We start from the raw sequence: 17,292 nt of genomic DNA, 5'->3' as shown, positions 1-17,292 counted from the left end.
TTCAGGCGAAATGAATCAGACGTGACGTGGCACGCGATAGGAAACGTGCGAGAACCTTCACGCTGCCGAGAGAGCCGCTAGTCGCCCGTTCCGGGCTGTCCGGCGTTGACCAAGAAGGTAAAAATCCCCTCAGCTTCGAAAATACGATCCGGCGCCGGAGTGTCATCGTCACCGATTGTGTCGTCATCACCACCGGTGTCGTCATCGACAGCGTCGTCGTCGTCGTTATCGTCGTCGTCAATAGTGTCGTCGTCGGCCGTATCGTCATCGGCTTTGAGGGGCTCGGCCTCGTTGAAAGTGTATTGATAGGCAAGCAAGCGGAAGTTGAGCAACACGGGAATAGTTTCCACCAGCGGAATGACGAACTCGACGCTTTCTTCATTCGTGTCTTGCACCCACTGGATCGGCTCGTATACCGAAACGGCGGCATCTTGGTTTTGCAGAACGAGTTGAACGGCGATTTTTTGGTCCGGAAATCGCGACAGGGTCTCGATCAGGACGCGTGCCTTGATGCGCCGGCCCACCTGGCCCGATTTCTCGCTGAATTTCGCCTGCCCGATGATTTTGTCTTCGGCCAGATCGAAAAAGTCGTCGCGCAAGACCTTGATGTCGATCGTCGTGGTATTGTCTTCTTCATCGGGCTCTTCGTCGATCGCGCACGTGGCGAAAAACACCGCCACGACAGCCAGCATCACCAGAAGAAGAAACCTTTGTTTTTTTGCCATGTATAACCTCACCGCCGGTTAGGCGGGTTCTAGCAGCCTACCGAAAAGACTGTCAAGCATTTTAGCGCACCGTACAGCCACGGCAAGATCATCATTTTCCGCGAGATTCGGCCTACCGGTCCGCTCCGCCATGGGACCTTACCACGCTTGACATGCGCGGCCGTTCCTCTATATTTGCCGTTTCCCCGCCCCGGCGGGTTACGGATCATTGTGCGCCCGGCCGGTGGCTTTGGGCGCGAGCACTTGCAATCGCGAAGGCGTGTCGCAACATTAGATAGTATGTTCGATAATCTACAAGAGAAATTCGCAAAGGTTTTCAAAAACCTACGCGGCCAAGGCAAGCTGACCGGGTCCAACATCGAGGACGCGATAAAAGAAGTGCGCATGAGCCTCCTGGAAGCGGACGTCAACTTCAAGGTCGTGCGGACATTTCTCAAGCAAGTGCAGGACCGCGCCATGGGTGAGGAGGTGATGACCTCCCTGACGCCGGGGCAGGTGTTCGTCAAAATCGTCCACGAGGAGCTCGTAGCCCTCATGGGCAACACGGCCAGCGAACTGCAACTGGGGGCCAAACCGCCGATTCCCGTCATGTTCGTCGGCCTGCAAGGGTCCGGTAAAACGACGACGGTCGGCAAAACCGCCGTTCTGTTGCGGAAAAAGGGACGCCGGCCGCTCCTGGTGCCCGCCGACGTGTACCGCCCGGCCGCGATTGCGCAGCTAAAGACGATCGCGGCTCAGGTTGGCGCGCCCGTTTTCGATTCCGACCCGAGTATGGACCCCGTGGAGATTTGCGCGCAGGCGTTCCGCCAGGCCGAAACCGGCGGGCAGGATATCCTGCTGATCGATACCGCCGGTCGGCTGCAGATCGACGAGAACATGATGGGCGAACTCGAGCGCATCAAAAAGACCATGCAGCCGTCGGAAATCCTCTTCGTCGCCGACGCGATGACCGGTCAGGACGCGGTCAACGTCGCCGAGTCGTTCAATCAACGCCTCAACATCACCGGCGTTGTCTTGACGAAAATGGACGGCGACGCCCGCGGCGGCGCGGCGTTGTCGATCAAGGCCGTCACCGGCAAGCCCATCAAGCTGGTCGGTGTCGGCGAAAAAATGGACGCGCTGGAGATCTTCCACCCCGACCGCATGGCGGGCCGCATTCTCGACATGGGCGATATCCTCACCCTGGTCGAGCGCGCCGAAGCCGCAGTGGACGAGGAGCAAGCCAAGAAGCTGGAAGAGAAGCTGCGCAAGAACCAGTTTACGTTGGAAGACTTTCGCGACCAGATGCAGCAATTGTCCAAGATGGGCAGTCTCGAATCGATTATCGGGATGCTGCCGGGCATGGGGCAGGCTAAAGCCCTTAAGGGAATGCAACTGGACGATTCGGAAATGGCCCGCGTCATTGCGATCATCAATTCGATGACCCGGGAAGAGCGCCGCAACCACCAGATCATCAGCGGCACGCGACGGGCGCGCATCGCCCGCGGGTCGGGCACGTCGATCCAGGACGTCAACGGCCTGCTTAAACGTTACGTGCAGGCGAAAAAGATGATCGGCGCCATGGCCAAAGGCGGCGGTGGGATGTTCGGAATGCCGACTCCGCCGGGTATGGGCGGAATGGCCGGTGGCGGCGGTAGGTCGGTAAAATCCGGCAAGAAGGCCAAAGGCAAGAAAGGGAAAAAGGGGAAAAAGGGTAAGAAGGCAAAGAAATCGGTAACCCAATTCCCCTTCCGTTGATACAAGAGGCTTGTTACAATTAACCAAATTGTTAGGAAAGGTAGATTATGGCTCTCAAAATGAGGCTGGCACGCTTCGGAGCGAAGAAAAAACCGTTCTATCGAATCGTCATCGCGGAGACGGAATCACCGCGTGACGGCCGCTTCGTAGATCAGGTTGGAACTTACGATCCCAAGTTGGAAGAAAACCAAGTGATTCTCGACGAGAAGAAAGTGCGGCATTGGTTGAGCGAGGGTGTGATCCCGACCGACACCGTGCGTAGTTTCTTGAAGAAGAAAGGCTTGCTGAAGAGCGGCGCCTAAGCGACGGCTCGTACTGGTCCAGAAAAACACCATGTGGGGGGATACAGAAAATGAAGGATTTGATCGAGTTCATCGCTAGATCTCTCGTGGATGACCCGGATAACGTGCAGGTCAATGAGGTCGCGGGGGAGTCGGCCTCGGTGATCGAACTGCGCGTCGCTAAAGAAGATCTCGGTAAAGTGATCGGCAAAAACGGCCGCACGGCTCGCGCTATGCGGACGATTCTCTCGGCCGCTTCGACCAAAATGCGCCAGCGGGCTACTCTCGAAATCCTCGAGTAGCGAAGCATGCAGGAAGCGCCCGCTTTGATTTCGCTGGGTACCATCACTAAACCCCAGGGGCTCAAGGGTGCTTTTCGCGTATATCCCCACGGCGGCAAATCCGAAAGCCTCGACGCTCTGGAACGCGTGACCCTCGCGCCGCGTAACGGCGCGCCGTTTGAGACGACCGTCCGTCACATCCGCCGCAAAGGCAATGTGTTTATCTTCGAGGTGGAAGGTGTCGATTCCATCGAAGCGGTCGAACCTTACGTGAACGGGGAATTGCTGGCCCCCGAAGCGGATCTCCAACCCCTGCAAGATGACGAATTCTACTGGTATCAGATCGCCGGCATGGAAGTCGTTACCGAGCAGGGCCGCAACCTCGGAACCGTCCGGGCGCTTTTGGCCACCGGCGCCAACGACGTGATCGAGGTGCATGACGGCCACCGCGAATTGCTGTTGCCCAACATCCCCGACGTGGTCCTGACCATCGACCACGAAGCACGCCGAATCACCGTTCGGCTGCTGCCCGGCCTCGAATGAAAAGCCCCTGAAATACGAGCGCTTTGCTTGACACCTGCGGCGCGATCCACGTATCCTCAAAGCATCATCAGCGGCGTACGTTATGTATTATGACAACTCTTCCTAGTGGTTTTTTGGCGAGTTGCCCGTGCGCGGACGTTGGTTGAATGGTCATTTTGCCCTGGGGGACGATATGCATTCCGCTAAATATTTCGCCATCAGCATGGTCTTTTTGTTTGCGCTGGGCGCAATCCTGTTCTCGTTGGCTTCCCAGCCCGCCGCCGCGGATGATGAAACGGCGCCGGTGGAATTGACGGCCCAGCGGGGCATCCACTGGAAGGTCTTCGATAACCAAGACGGCACCCGCACCATGAATGTACACGGGCGACCGATCCACTACGCCGACGAAACCGGCACGCTGCAGAGCATCCATACGCGCCTGCTGCCCACCCGACGGGTGATCGACGGTCACGCCTATGCGTGGCAGAACGAGCGCAACAGTTTGCGCTCCTATTTTCAGGCCGACGCCGGGCAGGGCGCGGCGATGCGTCTGGAAAAGGACGAACACGTGGTGACCTGGGCCGCGGTCGGCGGTTTAGGCAGCGGCGCGATCGTCGACAACCGGCGTCTCACGTACCCGCGGGCGATCCCGGGTGCGGATTTGCATCTGGCCGTGTTGCCCGGCGAAGTGATGGTCCGTTGGCGGCTAAGCGATCGGCCCGCCCCGCTGCAAATCGCGGCCGTGGTGCAGGTTTCACCAACCCTCGGCGTCACACCGGCGACTGAAGACGCGTGCGGTGGGCGGCTTGCCTTCTTCGACGATGCGAACGAGACCGTGCTGATTCTAGCCGGCGGTGTATGGAAGGAAGACGGGCGTCCGGTGGCGCAGGCCGCGCTCCATGTCGATCCTTTGGGAACCGGGGAGTATCTGTTGACTTTCGATGTTCCCGAAACGGTCGGCGAGGCCGAAGGCGTCATGGACCTGGAATTCAAATTCGCCACGAGTGACTCGAAGGCTAGTTGCGACACGTGGCTGTCGATGAATCTGGATACGACGAATTTTTGTTACGACAGCAACATCGCCGTCGGCCTCGATCGCGGATTGTGGGAAGAAGACGGCTACATGATCGGCCTGCTTTCGTGGCCCTACGACTTAATCGGCCAGGACGGCATCTGCCCGGGCAGCACCATCAACATCGCCAACTTCGAGGTGTGGATCAACACGATTGATCAAACGGACTCCACCGAGGTTTACGTCAACCAGGTTGCTTGTGATTATTCGTGCTGCAGCACGACGTGGAGCAATCACTGCCTGACGTACTACACCGCGTACCAAGCCTCCGATGTCATTTACGACGGCGGCTATTTCGACCGAAGCTTCGACGTGGCGGGGATCGTGCAGCAGTGGTCGGACGAAGTCAGCGGTTGGTATTCCAGCCGCGGATTCATGGTGACCAACGAGTATCGTTCGTCGTTGCCCGGGCCCGACGAGGACGATTATCTCTTCTTCGATTCCTTCGAGAACGATCACTACCCGACCTTGTCGATCACCTATACATTGCCGGAGGACATCCCTTGTAACGGCATCGACGAAGACTGCGACGGCAGCGACGCGACCGAGTGCTCCAGCGGCGATTGCTGCTTCTCCGGATGTTATTTGCCCTCCAGCTACCAGTGCCGGGCAACCGCGGGCGAATGCGACGTCGCCGAGAATTGCACCGGCGAGTCAGCCTGGTGTCCGACCAACCAATATCGTCCCAGTAGCGTCACCTGCCGCAGCGCGACCGGTATCTGCGACATTACCGAAAACTGCACCGGCGGTTCGGCCTACTGCCCGGCGGATCAATACCGGACCAACGGATTCCCGTGCCGCGGGGCGGCCGGCGACTGCGATCTGGCCGAAGCCTGCACCGGCGGTTCGCCTCTGTGCCCCGCCGATCAATTCAAACCGCTGATCACGCTTTGTCGAGCCTCGGCGGGCGAGTGCGATTTGCCCGAACTATGTAATGGGACCGCGAATTGCCCGAGCGATCAGTATCGTCCGGCCAGTTACGTTTGCCGCGGGGCTTTAGGCTTGTGCGACATCGAGGAAACCTGCGCCGGTTCAGTCAACTGCCCGGCCGATCAAATTGTCGGCAGCGGTGTGGTATGTCGCGGCGCCGCGGGTGAATGCGATCTCGGCGAATACTGTACCGGCATCTCGGGTTATTGCCCGCCGGACCAGTTTGCGCCCAACCTCACCGAGTGCGGCGACGGGCTGTTCTGTAACGGTGACGACAAGTGTTTCAACGGCAACTGCAACCTTCACGCCGGTGATCCTTGCGAAATATGGGAAGATTGCGACGAGAATCTCGATATCTGCCTGCCCGGCGACGACGATGACGACGACGATGACAACGACAATGACGACAACAACGACGACAATGATAACAACGACGATAACGATGATGACGACGACAATGACGACAATGACGACAACGATGACACCACCGACGACGACAATGACGACAACGATGACACCACCGACGACGACAACGATGACACCACCGACGACGACACCGCGACCGACGACGACGACACGTCTGACGACGACACCACGTCCGACGACGACACCAGCGACGATGACGACGATAACGACGATGATGATGACGGCGGGTCGGTACCCACGCCCGACGACGATTCACCGGGGGTCCGAGAAGTGGAGAAGAGCGACAGCAACGGCAGTTGCGGCGGTTAGGCCCCACCGCACTGCGAGGAAATCAGCCGTCCGTTTGCCTTAGAGTGTTTTGAGCGTCTCGACCAACTCCCGAACTGCGGCCGCGGACCTGTCCAGGGCCTCTTTTTCTTCCTCGGTGAGTTTGACTTCGATGATCTTTTCCACGCCCTTCGCGCCCAGCAGCACCGGTACGCCGAGGAAAATGCCCTCGTAGCCGTATTCGCCCTCAAGATACGCGGCGCAGGGCAAAATCCGTTTCTTGTCTTTGAGAATTGCCTTGGCCATTTCGATGGCGCTCGCCGCCGGAGAGAAGAAAGCACTGCCGGTTTTAAGCAACGCCACAATTTCACCGCCCGCTTTGCGGGTGCGCTCCACGATGGCCGCCAGACGATCGGGGGGGATCAGCATTTCAACCGGGATGCCGCCCACCGTGCAGTACTGCGGCAGCGGCACCATGGTATCGCCGTGGCCGCCCAGCACGACGGCCGCAATGTCTTCCACCGACACGCCCAGTTCCATGCTGATAAACGCCCGGAAGCGCGCGGTGTCCAGCACGCCCGCCATGCCGACCACGCGTTCCTTGGGGAATTGCGAGACGTCCTTGGCGACCTGGCACATGGCGTCCAGGGGGTTGCTGACGATAATCAGAACCGAGTTCGGGGAGCGCGGCGCGATCTCCTTGACGACCGATTCCATAATTGATTTGTTTTTAGCCAGCAGATCGTCGCGGCTCATGCCCGGTTTGCGCGGTAGGCCGGCCGTGATAATCACGATGTCCGAATCGGCGGTTTCGTCGTAGCCGTTGGTGCCCACGATGTTGGCATCGAAATTCAGCAACGGCGCGCTTTCCGCTAGATCCAGCGCTTTGCCCTGGGGCATGCCGTCGACGACATCGACCAGCACCAAGTCGCCCAGTTCCTCGGCTGAGGCGCGGGCCGCCGCAAACGCGCCCACGTTTCCCGCTCCCACGATCGTGATTTTTCTGCGTGCCATCGCTTCCCCTCCGTGCTTGTTCCGTGTGTTTTCAATGCGCCGTCACCCAACGAGTGTGTGCCAAGGCGTCCATAATCTCAATTGTGCTCAAGGGTCGGTCGAAAAAAGCAAAAAGGAGATTGCCTCTTCTGCGGCGCGTCCGGTAATCTTTTTGCTTGAACGAAATATGGAGTCGCCATGAGCGAAGTCAAGCTGACGCAGCTCTCTCACGGAAGTGGGTGAGCCTGCAAACTGGCTCCGGGTGAGCTGGCCAAAATTTTGGAGAAACTTCCGCAGGTAACCGACGAGCACGTGCTGGTCGGCCAGGGCGACGATGCCGGCGTCTACCTGCTGCGGGAGAACCTCGCCCTCGTGCAGACGGTCGATTTCTTCACGCCCATCGTCAACGACCCCTTCGCGTATGGACTCATTGCCGTGGCCAATGCCTTATCCGATGTCTACGCGATGGGTGCCAAGCCCATCACGGCGCTCAACATTGTCGCGTTTCCCGAAAAAGGACCGCCCGGTCTGGAAGTGCTCGGGCAGATCCTCGCCGGCGGTTACCACAAAGCCGACGAGGCGGGCGTGGTCATCCTCGGCGGTCACACGGTCGATGACAAAGAACCCAAATACGGCCTGGCCGTCACCGGCGTGGCCCACCCCGACGATCTATTCAGCAATGCCGGCGCCCGCCCCGGCGATTTTCTGGTGCTCACCAAGCCGATCGGCACCGGTATTCTGGCTACCGCGCTCAAAGGCGAAATGGAACCGCCGGGCACCGAAGCACTGCTGGTGAAGACCTGCGGCCAACTCAACGCCGACGCGGCGCAGGTGGCCCGCTTGGTCGAGGCGCACGCCGTGACCGACGTCACGGGTTTCGGTTTGGCGCTGCACGCGCTCGATCTGCTCAAGGCGGGGGAAGTCGGCGGCGAATTGTGGTTCGACCAAATCCCTTTGCTGGCCGGCGTCATCGAGTGCCTCGACATGGGCCTGATTCCCGCCGGCACCTACGCCAACCGCAGTTACGCGAACGACCACCTGGCGGTCGATGGCGGCGTTTCGGAAGACCAGCTCCTGCTCATCAACGACGCCCAAACAAGCGGCGGTCTGCTCATGGCTTTAGCGCCGGAGCGGGTCGACGAAGCCGTCGCGATGTTGCGCGAGAAGGGAACCGGGACCGCCGCCGTGATCGGTCAAGTGACCCGCGACGCGGTGACGCTGCGCATCCGCCCGGGGCGTTAGCCGTGCGTATCGGCTCCGTACTTTTGCCGGGGAGCATTCCCCTCGTCCTGGCGCCGCTGGCCGGATATTCCGACGCCGCGCTGCGCATGGTCTGCCGCGACTTCGGCGCGGACCTGACCGTTACCGAGATGGCCAGCGCCGACGCTCTCGCCCTTTCCAAGCCCGGTTCGAAGGGATTTCGCAAAACCATGAGCTTGCTGGCCTCCGCGGCGGAAGATCACCCCGTCGCCGCGCAGTTGTTCGGCAAGAGAGAGGAGTTGTTTGCCGAGGCCTGCCGGCGTGTCGCCGGTGAGTCCGACGTGGACCTGATTGACCTCAACGCGGGCTGCCCAGTGCGCAAAGTCGTCAAAAGCGGGCACGGCGTGGCGTTGATGGGCGACCCGGCGCTCCTGGGGCGTATCGTCGAAGCCATGAAGTCAGCCTCGCCGCTGCCGTTGATGGTCAAATTGCGGTCCGGTTTCGATCGCGTCAACGTCGTCGAATGCGCCCGCATCTGCCGGGAAGCCGGGGCCGACGCCCTGACCGTACACCCCCGCACGCGCGCGCAAATGTTCGGCGGCACCGCGGATTGGTCCTTGATCGCCGCGGTCAAAGACGCGGTGGATATTCCGGTCATCGGCAATGGCGACGTGACGCAAGGGGCCGATGCCGCGCAGTTGGCCGCGCAAACGGGGTGCGACGCCGTGATGATCGGCCGCGCCGCGTTGCAGCGACCCTGGATATTCGCCGCCGCGCGCGCCGCGCTTGACGATCAGCCGCCGCCGCCCGAACTCGACGGCCTCGCGAAGTACCGGTTGCTCGAGCGGCAGGTGGGCATGCTGGTCCGCTTCAAAGGCGAGGCGCGGGCCGCGCGGGAAATCCGAAAATACGCTTTGTTTGTCATCAAGGGCTTTCGCGGCGCGGCGGCGGCGCGACGACAAATCGTTACCGCACCGGACATCGAAAGCATGCTCGCCGAAGTCGCCGCGGTACTTATGCAGGAAGCGGAGAAACCTCATGAAGACGATGCTTGAAGGAAATTGGCTGGCCGGATACGAATCCATGTGCCGTCGGCTGCTTAGTGCGGTCCCTCCGCGTGCCAAGGGTGACGTTCATGACACGGTGATGCGACACCTGGAATGTCGCCTCATTACGGCTGCTTTGGAGGAAAGCGGCGGCAACCAGGTTAAGGCCGCGCGTCTGTTGGGTATGCACCGCAACACGCTGCGCCGTAAGGTCGCGCAATATGATGAATTTTTCGCTAAATAGCGGTTGCGTGACTGCAGCGATTCCGATACAACGAGGAAGTTAATCGCTATCATCGCCTGGACTATGAAGCGACTTGGGTGGCAATAACTACGAAGCGAAAAGTAACAGGGGAAAAGTAAAAAATTCGCTTAGTAAATGTGCTGGCTTGAAAAAAAACGAGATCCAGGCTGCGACGCGACGCCCCCAAGACATGTGAAATGATTGAATGGGTAGTGAAAACAAAAAATGAATAAGCCTAATCCTGTCGTTTTATGCGTAGCTGGGTTTGACCCGACCGGTGGAGCCGGTCTATTGGCCGACGCCGGGGTTATCGCGTCACTGGGTTTGCGAGCCGCCGGAGTCGTCACCGCCATGACGACTCAACGTCCCGCCGCCCCGGTAACCGTAGCGCCGCGACCGGCGGCGGAAATCGTACAGGAAATCAAAACCTTGGTCGCCGATTTACGTCCGGCGGCCGTGAAAATCGGCATGGTCGGCTGTGCCGCGAACGCCGACGCGGTGGCTGACGCCCTGGCCGAAATGGCTTGGCCGGTGCCCGTTGTGATTGACCCGGTGCTGACCGCCGGGGCCGGCGGCGACCTGGCCGGCAACGCGTCGTACGATCGGCTTTTGGCGCACGGCACATGGGTGACGCCCAACGTTCCCGAGGCCGTAAAACTAACCGGTCTGGCCGTGGACGACCTAACCGGCATGCGCCGGGCCGCGGCGATGTTGCGCGAACGGGGCCCCCGCTATGTGCTGATCAAGGGTGGCCACCTGACGGGTGATCCGGTCGACCTGCTCGTCGGGCCGGAAGGCGAAGAGACTTTTTCGACGCCGCGTATCGGCAGTGGTCGCCAGGTGCACGGCACCGGGTGCGCGCTTTCGTCGTTGATTGCCGGGTACCTCGCTTTGGGCGAGACGCCCGCGATAGCGGCGCGGCGGGCCGTGGCGACAGTGCGACGGGGTATTGAAGCAGCATGGGCTCCGTCTACGGACGGTTGGATGTATCTTGGAATTTCAGGGTAGGGAGTAGTTTTTTATGCAACGCACGATCAAGAACGACACCGGGGGCAATGGGGATAACGGAGAGCGACGGCAGTTTCGTCACTTGCCGATGAGTCGCCGCGAAATGCAGTGGCGGGATTGGGATGAGCTTGACGTCATTCTCATCACCGGCGACGCTTTTATCGACCACCCCAGTTTTGAGATTGCAGCTTTGGGCCGTGTGCTCGAAACCATGGGATTACGCGTCGGCTACATCGCCCAACCCGATTGGAACAGCGAAAAGGGATTCACCCAACTGGGTCGGCCGCGTCTGTTTTTCGCCGTCACCGCCGGCAAGCACGACTCCATGGCCGCCAACTACAGCCCCACGCGGCGGCCGCGTAAGATTGACTTTTTCAGCCCCGGTCGCCTGCCCGGCTTGCGGCCCGATCGCGCCAGCATCGTTTACGCCTCGTGTTGCAAGACCATTTATCCCGATGTGCCCGTGGTCATTACCGGCATCGAAGCCACCGGCCGCAAACTCGCCCACTATGATTTTTGGGACGACGTCTTACGGCCCGGATTGCTCGCTGAGTGCCCGGCTGAGTTGCTTATCTACGGACCGGGCGAGCGCGCCATCACGCAAGTGGCGCAGGTGCTGGCCCGCGGACAGGCACCGGTCGAGTGCCGCAATATTCGCGGACTTGTTTACCGCGTCGAGGCCGACCATTTCGATCGTTTGGAGGAGTATCTTCCGCCGAGCTACGAAACGTTGCCGCATTTCGACGAACTGCAACTTTCCAAACAGCAGTTTATCGATCAAACGAATCTGGAAGCGGACAACGCTGATTACCACCGCCAGGCCAAAGCGCTCGTGCAGCGTTACGAGAACTGCACGCTCGTGCAGACACCGCCCCAGCGGCCGCTGTCCACCGGTGAAATCGACCGCATTTACGCGCTGCCTTATTCACGCACCCCGCATCCGAAGTACCGCGAGGCCGGTCCGATTCCATCGTTTGAGACGGTGAAATTTGCGCTCACCACCCACCGTGGTTGCTTCGGCAAATGCGCCTTCTGCAACCAACGCATTCACGAAGGTCGTTACGTCAGTTCGCGCAGCCGCGAGTCGATTCTCAAAGAGGCGATGCTGATTTCCAGCTTTCGTTATTTCCGCGGCTGGATCAGCAACATCGGGGGGCCCGTCGCCAATATGTGGAAGATGGGATGTACTCTCGACGTGGATAACAAGGGGGCTTGCGAGCGTTCAAGCTGTCTGGAACCGGAACCGTGCGAACACCTCGCGCTCGACCACACGGCGTACACTGAACTGCTCCAGAAAGTGCGTTCCGTCGACGGTGTCGAGCGCTGCTATCTAGCCAGTCACATCCGGGTCGACTTGCTCGAACACGACCCCAGCGGCGACGCCTTTCTCGAGGAAATCATGACGCATTTCCTCTCCGGTCACATCAAGCTGCCTTTCGAGCATGTTTCGCCCGACATCAACAAGTTGATCCACAAATACCACGATGGAACCATCGAATCGTTCATCGAGCGTTTCGATCGAATTCGTACGCGCATCGGGACGCCCGAACTGACCATCACTCCGTACTTCATCAGCAGTCATCCGGGCAGCCGCTTGGAACACGCCATCGACATCGCGCTGTTTATCAAGAAACACGACCTCAACAGTTGTCAGATCCAGGATTTCGTCCCGATGCCCGGCACTCCCTCGGCGTGCATGCACTACACCGGCATCGACCCCGCAACCGGCGAAACGGTCTATCGACCCTTGGCCTACCGCGAGCGCAAACTGCAGCGCAGCTTGTTCCAATACTACAAGCCGCAAAACGAGCGCTATGTGTTTGACGCTTTGAAAGAAGCCGACCGCCTCGATCTGATCGGTGAAGGTGGGGATTGCCTGCTGAAAGCCGAGCCGAATTGGTCGCCGTTCGATTAACGCGGAGACCTCAGCCGCGCCATAGAAACCACCCGTGTCGCAGTTCACGCCGCAACCGACCGGTGCGCAGCGCCGCGGCCAACCGGCGCGCCAGATAACCCGGACGCCCGTAAAAAGCGCGCACCGCCGCGTCGCGCTTGGCAAGCAATTCCCCGCGACTCAAGCGATCAGCCAACAACAGCGTCCCCGGCGACGACCCGTCCGCCACCCCCGTATCCCCTCCGTCCAGCGGCGTGCCCGGCCGCGGGGCCGCCAAATTGAAACTCGCATACGCCAGCGGCAAGCGGCACGCCCACGCGATCGTCTTGTCCGTTTCCGCGCCGGACTCACCGGGCAGCCCGAGCAGAAAATGTCCGCCCACCGGCACCTTCGCCGCGTGCAGGCGACGTACCCCGGCGCTGGCCGCCGCGACCGTCGCGCCCGGCCGGACGCTGCGCAGTACGTTGTCATCGCCGCTTTCCAGCCCAACCATCGCCATCACGCAACCGGCCCGTCGCAGCGCCGCGGCCAGCTCGTCCGAAACGCGATCGGGCCGCACGTAGCACGCGAATCGCCACGGACCCGTGCGTGCCAGCAGGTCGAGAATCGCCAGGGTGCGCTTGGTGTCGGCATTGAAGGTCATGTCTTTGATGAACAGGTTGCGCCGCCGCCGGCGAGCCAGGAGGTGAAGCTCCGCCTCGAGATTGTCCAAGGCCCGCCCGCGCCAACCCACCGCGCCGCTGTTGCAGTACCGGCAGCGGTGCACGCAGCCGTGGTCGGTCATGATCGTGGCGAAGCCGTCCGGGAGAAAGGGATGCCGATAGGGTAACGCCCACACCAAATCGTGGGGCGGCGGAGGATACGCAAAATCACCGGTCGGCGCTTCGGGGGCCGAGGCGTTGCGGCACCACAAGCCGGGCGTTGTCGCTTTGCCTTGCAGCATGTCGCGCACGCCGGGCAGCGTGAAATCCGACACGACGCCCGCCACGAAATCGTGCTTCGCCAACGTATCCAAGGGCGCGAAACGAGCCAGATCACCCGACACGAAAAGCGACGCGCCGCTTTCCTCTTGCGCCCGTCGCCAAAAGCCGAAATCATCCCGGGCCGCCGCGCCGACCAGGCCGAGGATCGCGTCCGGCCGATCCCGGCGCACGATCTCCCAAGCCTCTTCGCGCGTGGCGGGCGTGACCGCGAAATCGCGCCAGATCAACGTGTGGCGATCCTTGAGCCACGCGCCTTGAACCAACAAGTCGATGGGGTGCCAGACGTAGGCGGCTTTGCTGGTGGACGAGCAGTAATAATCGCGCATGGTCGGTCGCGGCGCCGGGGGATTGCACAGCAACACGCGCATCAGTCGTCACTCCACGGTCGCCCGGGGTCGCTCTGAATGGTCGGCATTTCCCGCGCAATGAATTCGGGATCCTGCGCCACCAGGCATGGTTTGACGTGGCCGCGAAACCACTCCACCTTGCCCATCCGCCGCCAGATGTCCGCGATCGGCTCGGTGAGCAGGTTGCCGAACGAACGCTGAATCGTCGCGCAGGGCATGACCTCACCGTAAGGCGTTACGTAGAGCTTCTCGGTGCCCGCCGGACAACTTTGGTGCAGATAATTGCTGCTGCCCTCCCACCGCACGTGGGGCATTTTGAGTAACTCGCGAAACGTTTTCTCCTCCGCCGCGCCGATGGCCGCTTCTTGGTCGCGCCAGTTGCCGACCGCGTAGGCGAAGTTGACCGTCAGCGTTGCGCCGAGTTCGCGCGCCAGCTCGGCAATGCGGAAAATCGAGCCGTCGGCCGTGTTTTGCGCGGTGAGGATCGTCGTCAGCCACAGTTCGAGACCCTCCGCCCGCACCGCGGCACAGGCCTGCAGCAGGGCGTCATAGGCGCCGGGGCAACCGCGGCTTGCATCGTGCGTCGCGGCGTCGGGGCCATCCAGACTCATGGTGACCATCGCCACGCCGATCTTGCGTAAACGGGCCGCCGTTTCCGCGTCGAGCGCCAAACCGTTGCTGGCCAGCGTGATCAGCACCGAGCGATTCGCCGCCGCGCGTTCGAGCAGTTCGAAGATATCCTCGCGCTGAAGCGCCTCGCCGCCGGTGACGTTGATGAACACCGCGCCGAGCGCCGCCAGGTTGGCAATAGCCCGCACGGCCTGGTCGGTCGTCATTTCAGGCCGCGTCTGGTCGATCAGCGGCTTGGTCAGGCAATGGCGGCAGTCCAATTGGCACCGGTAAGTGACGCAAAACTCCACGCCGCGCAGCACCCGCCGGTTGCCGGCCAGGACACGCGCGTAATTTTTCGCCAGCCGACCGAATACCCGCCGGTGGCGCCACAGCACGCCCAGATTGTGTCGGCTGATCACGTCGGGGCCGTGCATCTCAGTCATCCTCGTCGCGCAGGATCAGGTCGCGTCGCGGATGCTCGGCGGCCGGTACCGGATGCGTGGCGAAGTCTTCCAGCGGCTCGACGACCTCCCGCAAAATTTCGCCGTCTTCGGCGACAATGCAGCCCTCGTGAATGTGGTTGAAGGGACTGCGGTCCAGCACGTCGCGCCAGATCGCCGCCAGCGGCCGCTCGCGCAGGTTGCCGTAGGAAACGTGCATAAAGTTGCACGGCATGACGTCGCCGTAGGGGCTGATGTACAGCTTCTCGATGCCCGCCGGGCAGCCCATGCGGAAGTAGTTGCTGCTGCCCTCCCACCGCATGTTGGGCCGGGTGATCAAGTCGCGATGAAACGCCCGCTCGGCCTCGTTGAGCAGCACGTCTTGTTTCTGCCAGCCGCCGACGGGGCAGGGCATGTTGGCCGTGAGCATGACGTTTTTCGCCATCGCCAGGCGCCACATGGCCTCGGCGTCGCCGTTGGCGATATTCTCCCGCGTCAAGATCGTGCACCAAAACACATCGACGCCGCGCTCACGCAGCAGGTCCGTGCCTTGCATGATGCGGTCGAAGAGATCGGGAATGCCGCGGCCCGCATCGTGCGTCGGCGGGTCGGCGGAGTCGAGGCTGATCGTCACGATCGACACCCCCCAACGGGCGATGTCGTCGCAGCGCTCGGGGGAAAGCGGTTCGCCGTTGGTGGCCACGGACACGACCATGCTTTTGGGGCCGCAGGCGGCGATGACCTCGGGCAGTTCGGGTAGGTGGAGGCATTCGCCGCCGGTCAGGTTGATGTTCAGCGCGCCCAGGTCGCGGCATTGCCGGACCACGTCACACATTTGAGCCGTGCTGAGGCGTTCATGGCCTGGTTGCCGCAGCTTCGTGGTCGAGCAGTGGGCGCAGTGGCCGCTGCAGGCGTAGGTCAGCGCGAACTCGATACCGCGCAGGCGCTTTTGGCCCAGCAGCAGGCGCGCATAGTTCCCCGCCGCCCGCGGCATGACCCCCGGAAAACGTGTGATGTAGCGCGCGTGTTTGCGCAGCCGGTCCCAGCGCCTGTTCATTCCGCCATCTTAGCGCCCCGCCCGCTGCAAAAAAAGGACGCGCCCCGGTTGCGATAGCGTCGCGGCAATAAATACCTTTTGCGACACTAGCCCCTTGTATTTCCGGCGTTCTCTACTTATTTTTCTGGCGGTTGTGCGCAGGGAACTTCCAGGCGCGCTACAATGTCCATGAGATGGTTGACGACCGTGGCAACGGTCGTTTTGCTTTCCGGCGAACAAAGGAGCGGCACATGCTTTCCGAAGAATTTGCGCAACTCGAACAAGAGATCGCCCAAAAGAGCGGATTCGTAGAACGATTGCTGAACGAGGTCGGCAAGCGGATCGTCGGCCAACGGGCGATGATCGAACGGATTCTCATTGCGATTCTCGCCGACGGGCACATCCTCTTAGAAGGTATGCCCGGCCTGGCGAAAACCCTCGCCGTGAAAACCTTCGCCGCGACCGTCGACGCCCAGTTCGCGCGCATCCAGTTCACTCCGGACCTGTTGCCTGCCGACCTGATCGGCACCATGGTCTTTCGGAGGGACACCGGCGACTTCGTGCCCAAGCTCGGTCCCCTGTTCGCCAACCTCATCCTGGCGGACGAAATCAACCGCGCCCCCGCCAAGGTGCAAAGCGCCTTGCTCGAGGCCATGGAAGAGCGCCAGGTCACCTTGGGCGACGCGACGCATCCTTTGCCGCGGCCCTTCCTCGTGTTCGCCACGCAGAACCCCATCGAACAAGAGGGCACCTATCCGCTGCCCGAGGCGCAGCGCGACCGCTTCTTGCTCAAGCTGAAGGTCGGCTACCCCAGCCGCGAGGAGGAAGCGGAAATCATGCGCCGGGTCGGCGGCGGCATCATGCCCACAGTTGACAAAGTCATCACGCCGGACGACGTGGTGGCCGTGCGCGACATCGTGCGCCGCGTGCGGGTGGACGAGAAAATCGAACAGTACATCCTGGATCTGGTGTTCGCCTCCCGCTATCCCGAGCGCGTTCCCGGGTTGGAAGAATGGGCGCCGCTGTTCGAATACGGGGCCAGCCCGCGCGCCAGTCTGGCGCTTTTGGCCTGCGGCCGCTGCCACGCGTTTTTGCGTAGTCGCGCCTACGTTACGCCCGACGACATCAAGGCCATCGGGCCCGACGTGCTGCGCCACCGCATTATCCCCAGCTACGAAGCCGAGGCCGAGGAGCGGACGGCCGAAGATCTCGTGCAAGCGCTGTTCGATTACGTAGAAGTGCCCTGAA

Annotated in this window: 16 protein-coding genes; 11 read left to right on the top strand and 5 right to left on the bottom strand. The window is 61.3% G+C overall.

Translation table 11 applies throughout. The features are described 5' to 3' along the window. Positions 1–77: 77 nt before the first annotated feature. Positions 78–725, bottom strand: a complete 648-nt coding sequence (locus P9L99_12805) for a hypothetical protein (protein MDP8224235.1) — start codon at positions 723–725, stop codon at positions 78–80. A 279-nt stretch (positions 726–1,004) separates the two neighbouring features. On the opposite strand from P9L99_12805, the gene ffh reads away from it, so the two are divergent. The 5 genes from ffh (at position 1,005) to P9L99_12780 (ending at position 6,283) form a co-directional block, all read left to right on the top strand. After that, complete coding sequence (gene ffh / locus P9L99_12800; GenBank protein MDP8224234.1) at positions 1,005–2,462, top strand: signal recognition particle protein; 1,458 nt, start codon at positions 1,005–1,007, stop codon at positions 2,460–2,462. 47 nt (positions 2,463–2,509) lie between these two features. Continuing rightward, complete coding sequence (gene rpsP / locus P9L99_12795; GenBank protein MDP8224233.1) at positions 2,510–2,764, top strand: 30S ribosomal protein S16; 255 nt, start codon at positions 2,510–2,512, stop codon at positions 2,762–2,764. Positions 2,765–2,814: 50 nt separating this feature from the next. Next, positions 2,815–3,045, top strand: a complete 231-nt coding sequence (locus P9L99_12790; protein ID MDP8224232.1) for a KH domain-containing protein — start codon at positions 2,815–2,817, stop codon at positions 3,043–3,045. A 6-nt stretch (positions 3,046–3,051) separates the two neighbouring features. After that, on the top strand, positions 3,052–3,567 hold the full coding sequence (rimM, locus tag P9L99_12785; protein MDP8224231.1) for a ribosome maturation factor RimM: 516 nt from the start codon (positions 3,052–3,054) through the stop codon (positions 3,565–3,567). Positions 3,568–3,739: 172 nt separating this feature from the next. Continuing rightward, entirely contained in the window at positions 3,740–6,283 is a 2,544-nt protein-coding gene (locus P9L99_12780) for a DNRLRE domain-containing protein (protein ID MDP8224230.1), read from the top strand. A 39-nt stretch (positions 6,284–6,322) separates the two neighbouring features. Here the strand turns inward: P9L99_12780 and mdh are convergent, their stop codons facing one another. After that, the gene (gene mdh, locus P9L99_12775; GenBank protein ID MDP8224229.1) at positions 6,323–7,255 is read right to left on the bottom strand and encodes a malate dehydrogenase; all 933 of its coding nucleotides are present in this window, start codon (positions 7,253–7,255) and stop codon (positions 6,323–6,325) included. A 177-nt stretch (positions 7,256–7,432) separates the two neighbouring features. Between mdh and selD the strand changes: the two genes are divergently transcribed. The 5 genes from selD (at position 7,433) to P9L99_12750 (ending at position 12,647) form a co-directional block, all read left to right on the top strand. Continuing rightward, complete coding sequence (gene selD, locus P9L99_12770; protein MDP8224228.1) at positions 7,433–8,476, top strand: selenide, water dikinase SelD; 1,044 nt, start codon at positions 7,433–7,435, stop codon at positions 8,474–8,476. Positions 8,477–8,478: 2 nt separating this feature from the next. Then, entirely contained in the window at positions 8,479–9,489 is a 1,011-nt protein-coding gene (locus P9L99_12765) for a tRNA-dihydrouridine synthase family protein (GenBank protein MDP8224227.1), read from the top strand. Beyond that, positions 9,473–9,724, top strand: coding sequence for a helix-turn-helix domain-containing protein (locus P9L99_12760; GenBank protein ID MDP8224226.1), 252 nt, complete (start codon positions 9,473–9,475; stop codon positions 9,722–9,724). The genes P9L99_12765 and P9L99_12760 overlap by 17 nt, the downstream gene beginning before the upstream one ends. Before the next feature lie 225 nt (positions 9,725–9,949). After that, positions 9,950–10,732, top strand: a complete 783-nt coding sequence (locus P9L99_12755; GenBank protein MDP8224225.1) for a hydroxymethylpyrimidine/phosphomethylpyrimidine kinase — start codon at positions 9,950–9,952, stop codon at positions 10,730–10,732. 13 nt (positions 10,733–10,745) lie between these two features. Continuing rightward, positions 10,746–12,647, top strand: a complete 1,902-nt coding sequence (locus P9L99_12750; protein ID MDP8224224.1) for a YgiQ family radical SAM protein — start codon at positions 10,746–10,748, stop codon at positions 12,645–12,647. A 10-nt stretch (positions 12,648–12,657) separates the two neighbouring features. On the opposite strand, the gene P9L99_12745 is transcribed toward P9L99_12750, so the two are convergent. The 3 genes from P9L99_12745 to P9L99_12735 are packed head-to-tail and all read right to left on the bottom strand — an operon-like array spanning position 12,658 to position 16,065. After that, the gene (locus P9L99_12745) at positions 12,658–13,977 is read right to left on the bottom strand and encodes a radical SAM protein (GenBank protein ID MDP8224223.1); all 1,320 of its coding nucleotides are present in this window, start codon (positions 13,975–13,977) and stop codon (positions 12,658–12,660) included. After that, the gene (locus P9L99_12740) at positions 13,977–15,002 is read right to left on the bottom strand and encodes a radical SAM protein (GenBank protein MDP8224222.1); all 1,026 of its coding nucleotides are present in this window, start codon (positions 15,000–15,002) and stop codon (positions 13,977–13,979) included. Before P9L99_12740 ends, P9L99_12745 begins: the two co-directional genes overlap by 1 nt. Position 15,003: 1 nt before the next feature. Then, complete coding sequence (locus P9L99_12735) at positions 15,004–16,065, bottom strand: radical SAM protein (protein ID MDP8224221.1); 1,062 nt, start codon at positions 16,063–16,065, stop codon at positions 15,004–15,006. 230 nt (positions 16,066–16,295) lie between these two features. Here P9L99_12735 and P9L99_12730 point away from each other — a divergent pair, with 230 nt between their 5' ends. Further along, a complete protein-coding gene (locus P9L99_12730; protein MDP8224220.1) occupies positions 16,296–17,291 on the top strand; it encodes an AAA family ATPase in 996 nt (331 codons plus the stop codon). The last annotated feature ends 1 nt before the right edge of the window (position 17,292 follow it).

This window comes from Candidatus Lernaella stagnicola (assembly GCA_030765525.1).
Classification (GTDB): Bacteria; Lernaellota; Lernaellaia; order Lernaellales; family Lernaellaceae; genus Lernaella; species Lernaella stagnicola.
This window is presented reverse-complemented; position numbering and strand designations above follow the sequence as displayed.

Coding starts and splice junctions, on each gene's coding strand:
- P9L99_12805 (MDP8224235.1), bottom strand. CDS start 725: ATGGCAAAAAAACAAAGGTTTCTTCTTCTGGTGATGCTGGCTGTCGTG.
- ffh (MDP8224234.1), top strand. CDS start 1,005: ATGTTCGATAATCTACAAGAGAAATTCGCAAAGGTTTTCAAAAACCTA.
- rpsP (MDP8224233.1), top strand. CDS start 2,510: ATGGCTCTCAAAATGAGGCTGGCACGCTTCGGAGCGAAGAAAAAACCG.
- P9L99_12790 (MDP8224232.1), top strand. CDS start 2,815: ATGAAGGATTTGATCGAGTTCATCGCTAGATCTCTCGTGGATGACCCG.
- rimM (MDP8224231.1), top strand. CDS start 3,052: ATGCAGGAAGCGCCCGCTTTGATTTCGCTGGGTACCATCACTAAACCC.
- P9L99_12780 (MDP8224230.1), top strand. CDS start 3,740: ATGCATTCCGCTAAATATTTCGCCATCAGCATGGTCTTTTTGTTTGCG.
- mdh (MDP8224229.1), bottom strand. CDS start 7,255: ATGGCACGCAGAAAAATCACGATCGTGGGAGCGGGAAACGTGGGCGCG.
- P9L99_12760 (MDP8224226.1), top strand. CDS start 9,473: ATGAAGACGATGCTTGAAGGAAATTGGCTGGCCGGATACGAATCCATG.
- P9L99_12755 (MDP8224225.1), top strand. CDS start 9,950: ATGAATAAGCCTAATCCTGTCGTTTTATGCGTAGCTGGGTTTGACCCG.
- P9L99_12750 (MDP8224224.1), top strand. CDS start 10,746: ATGCAACGCACGATCAAGAACGACACCGGGGGCAATGGGGATAACGGA.
- P9L99_12745 (MDP8224223.1), bottom strand. CDS start 13,977: ATGCGCGTGTTGCTGTGCAATCCCCCGGCGCCGCGACCGACCATGCGC.
- P9L99_12740 (MDP8224222.1), bottom strand. CDS start 15,002: ATGCACGGCCCCGACGTGATCAGCCGACACAATCTGGGCGTGCTGTGG.
- P9L99_12735 (MDP8224221.1), bottom strand. CDS start 16,065: ATGAACAGGCGCTGGGACCGGCTGCGCAAACACGCGCGCTACATCACA.
- P9L99_12730 (MDP8224220.1), top strand. CDS start 16,296: ATGCTTTCCGAAGAATTTGCGCAACTCGAACAAGAGATCGCCCAAAAG.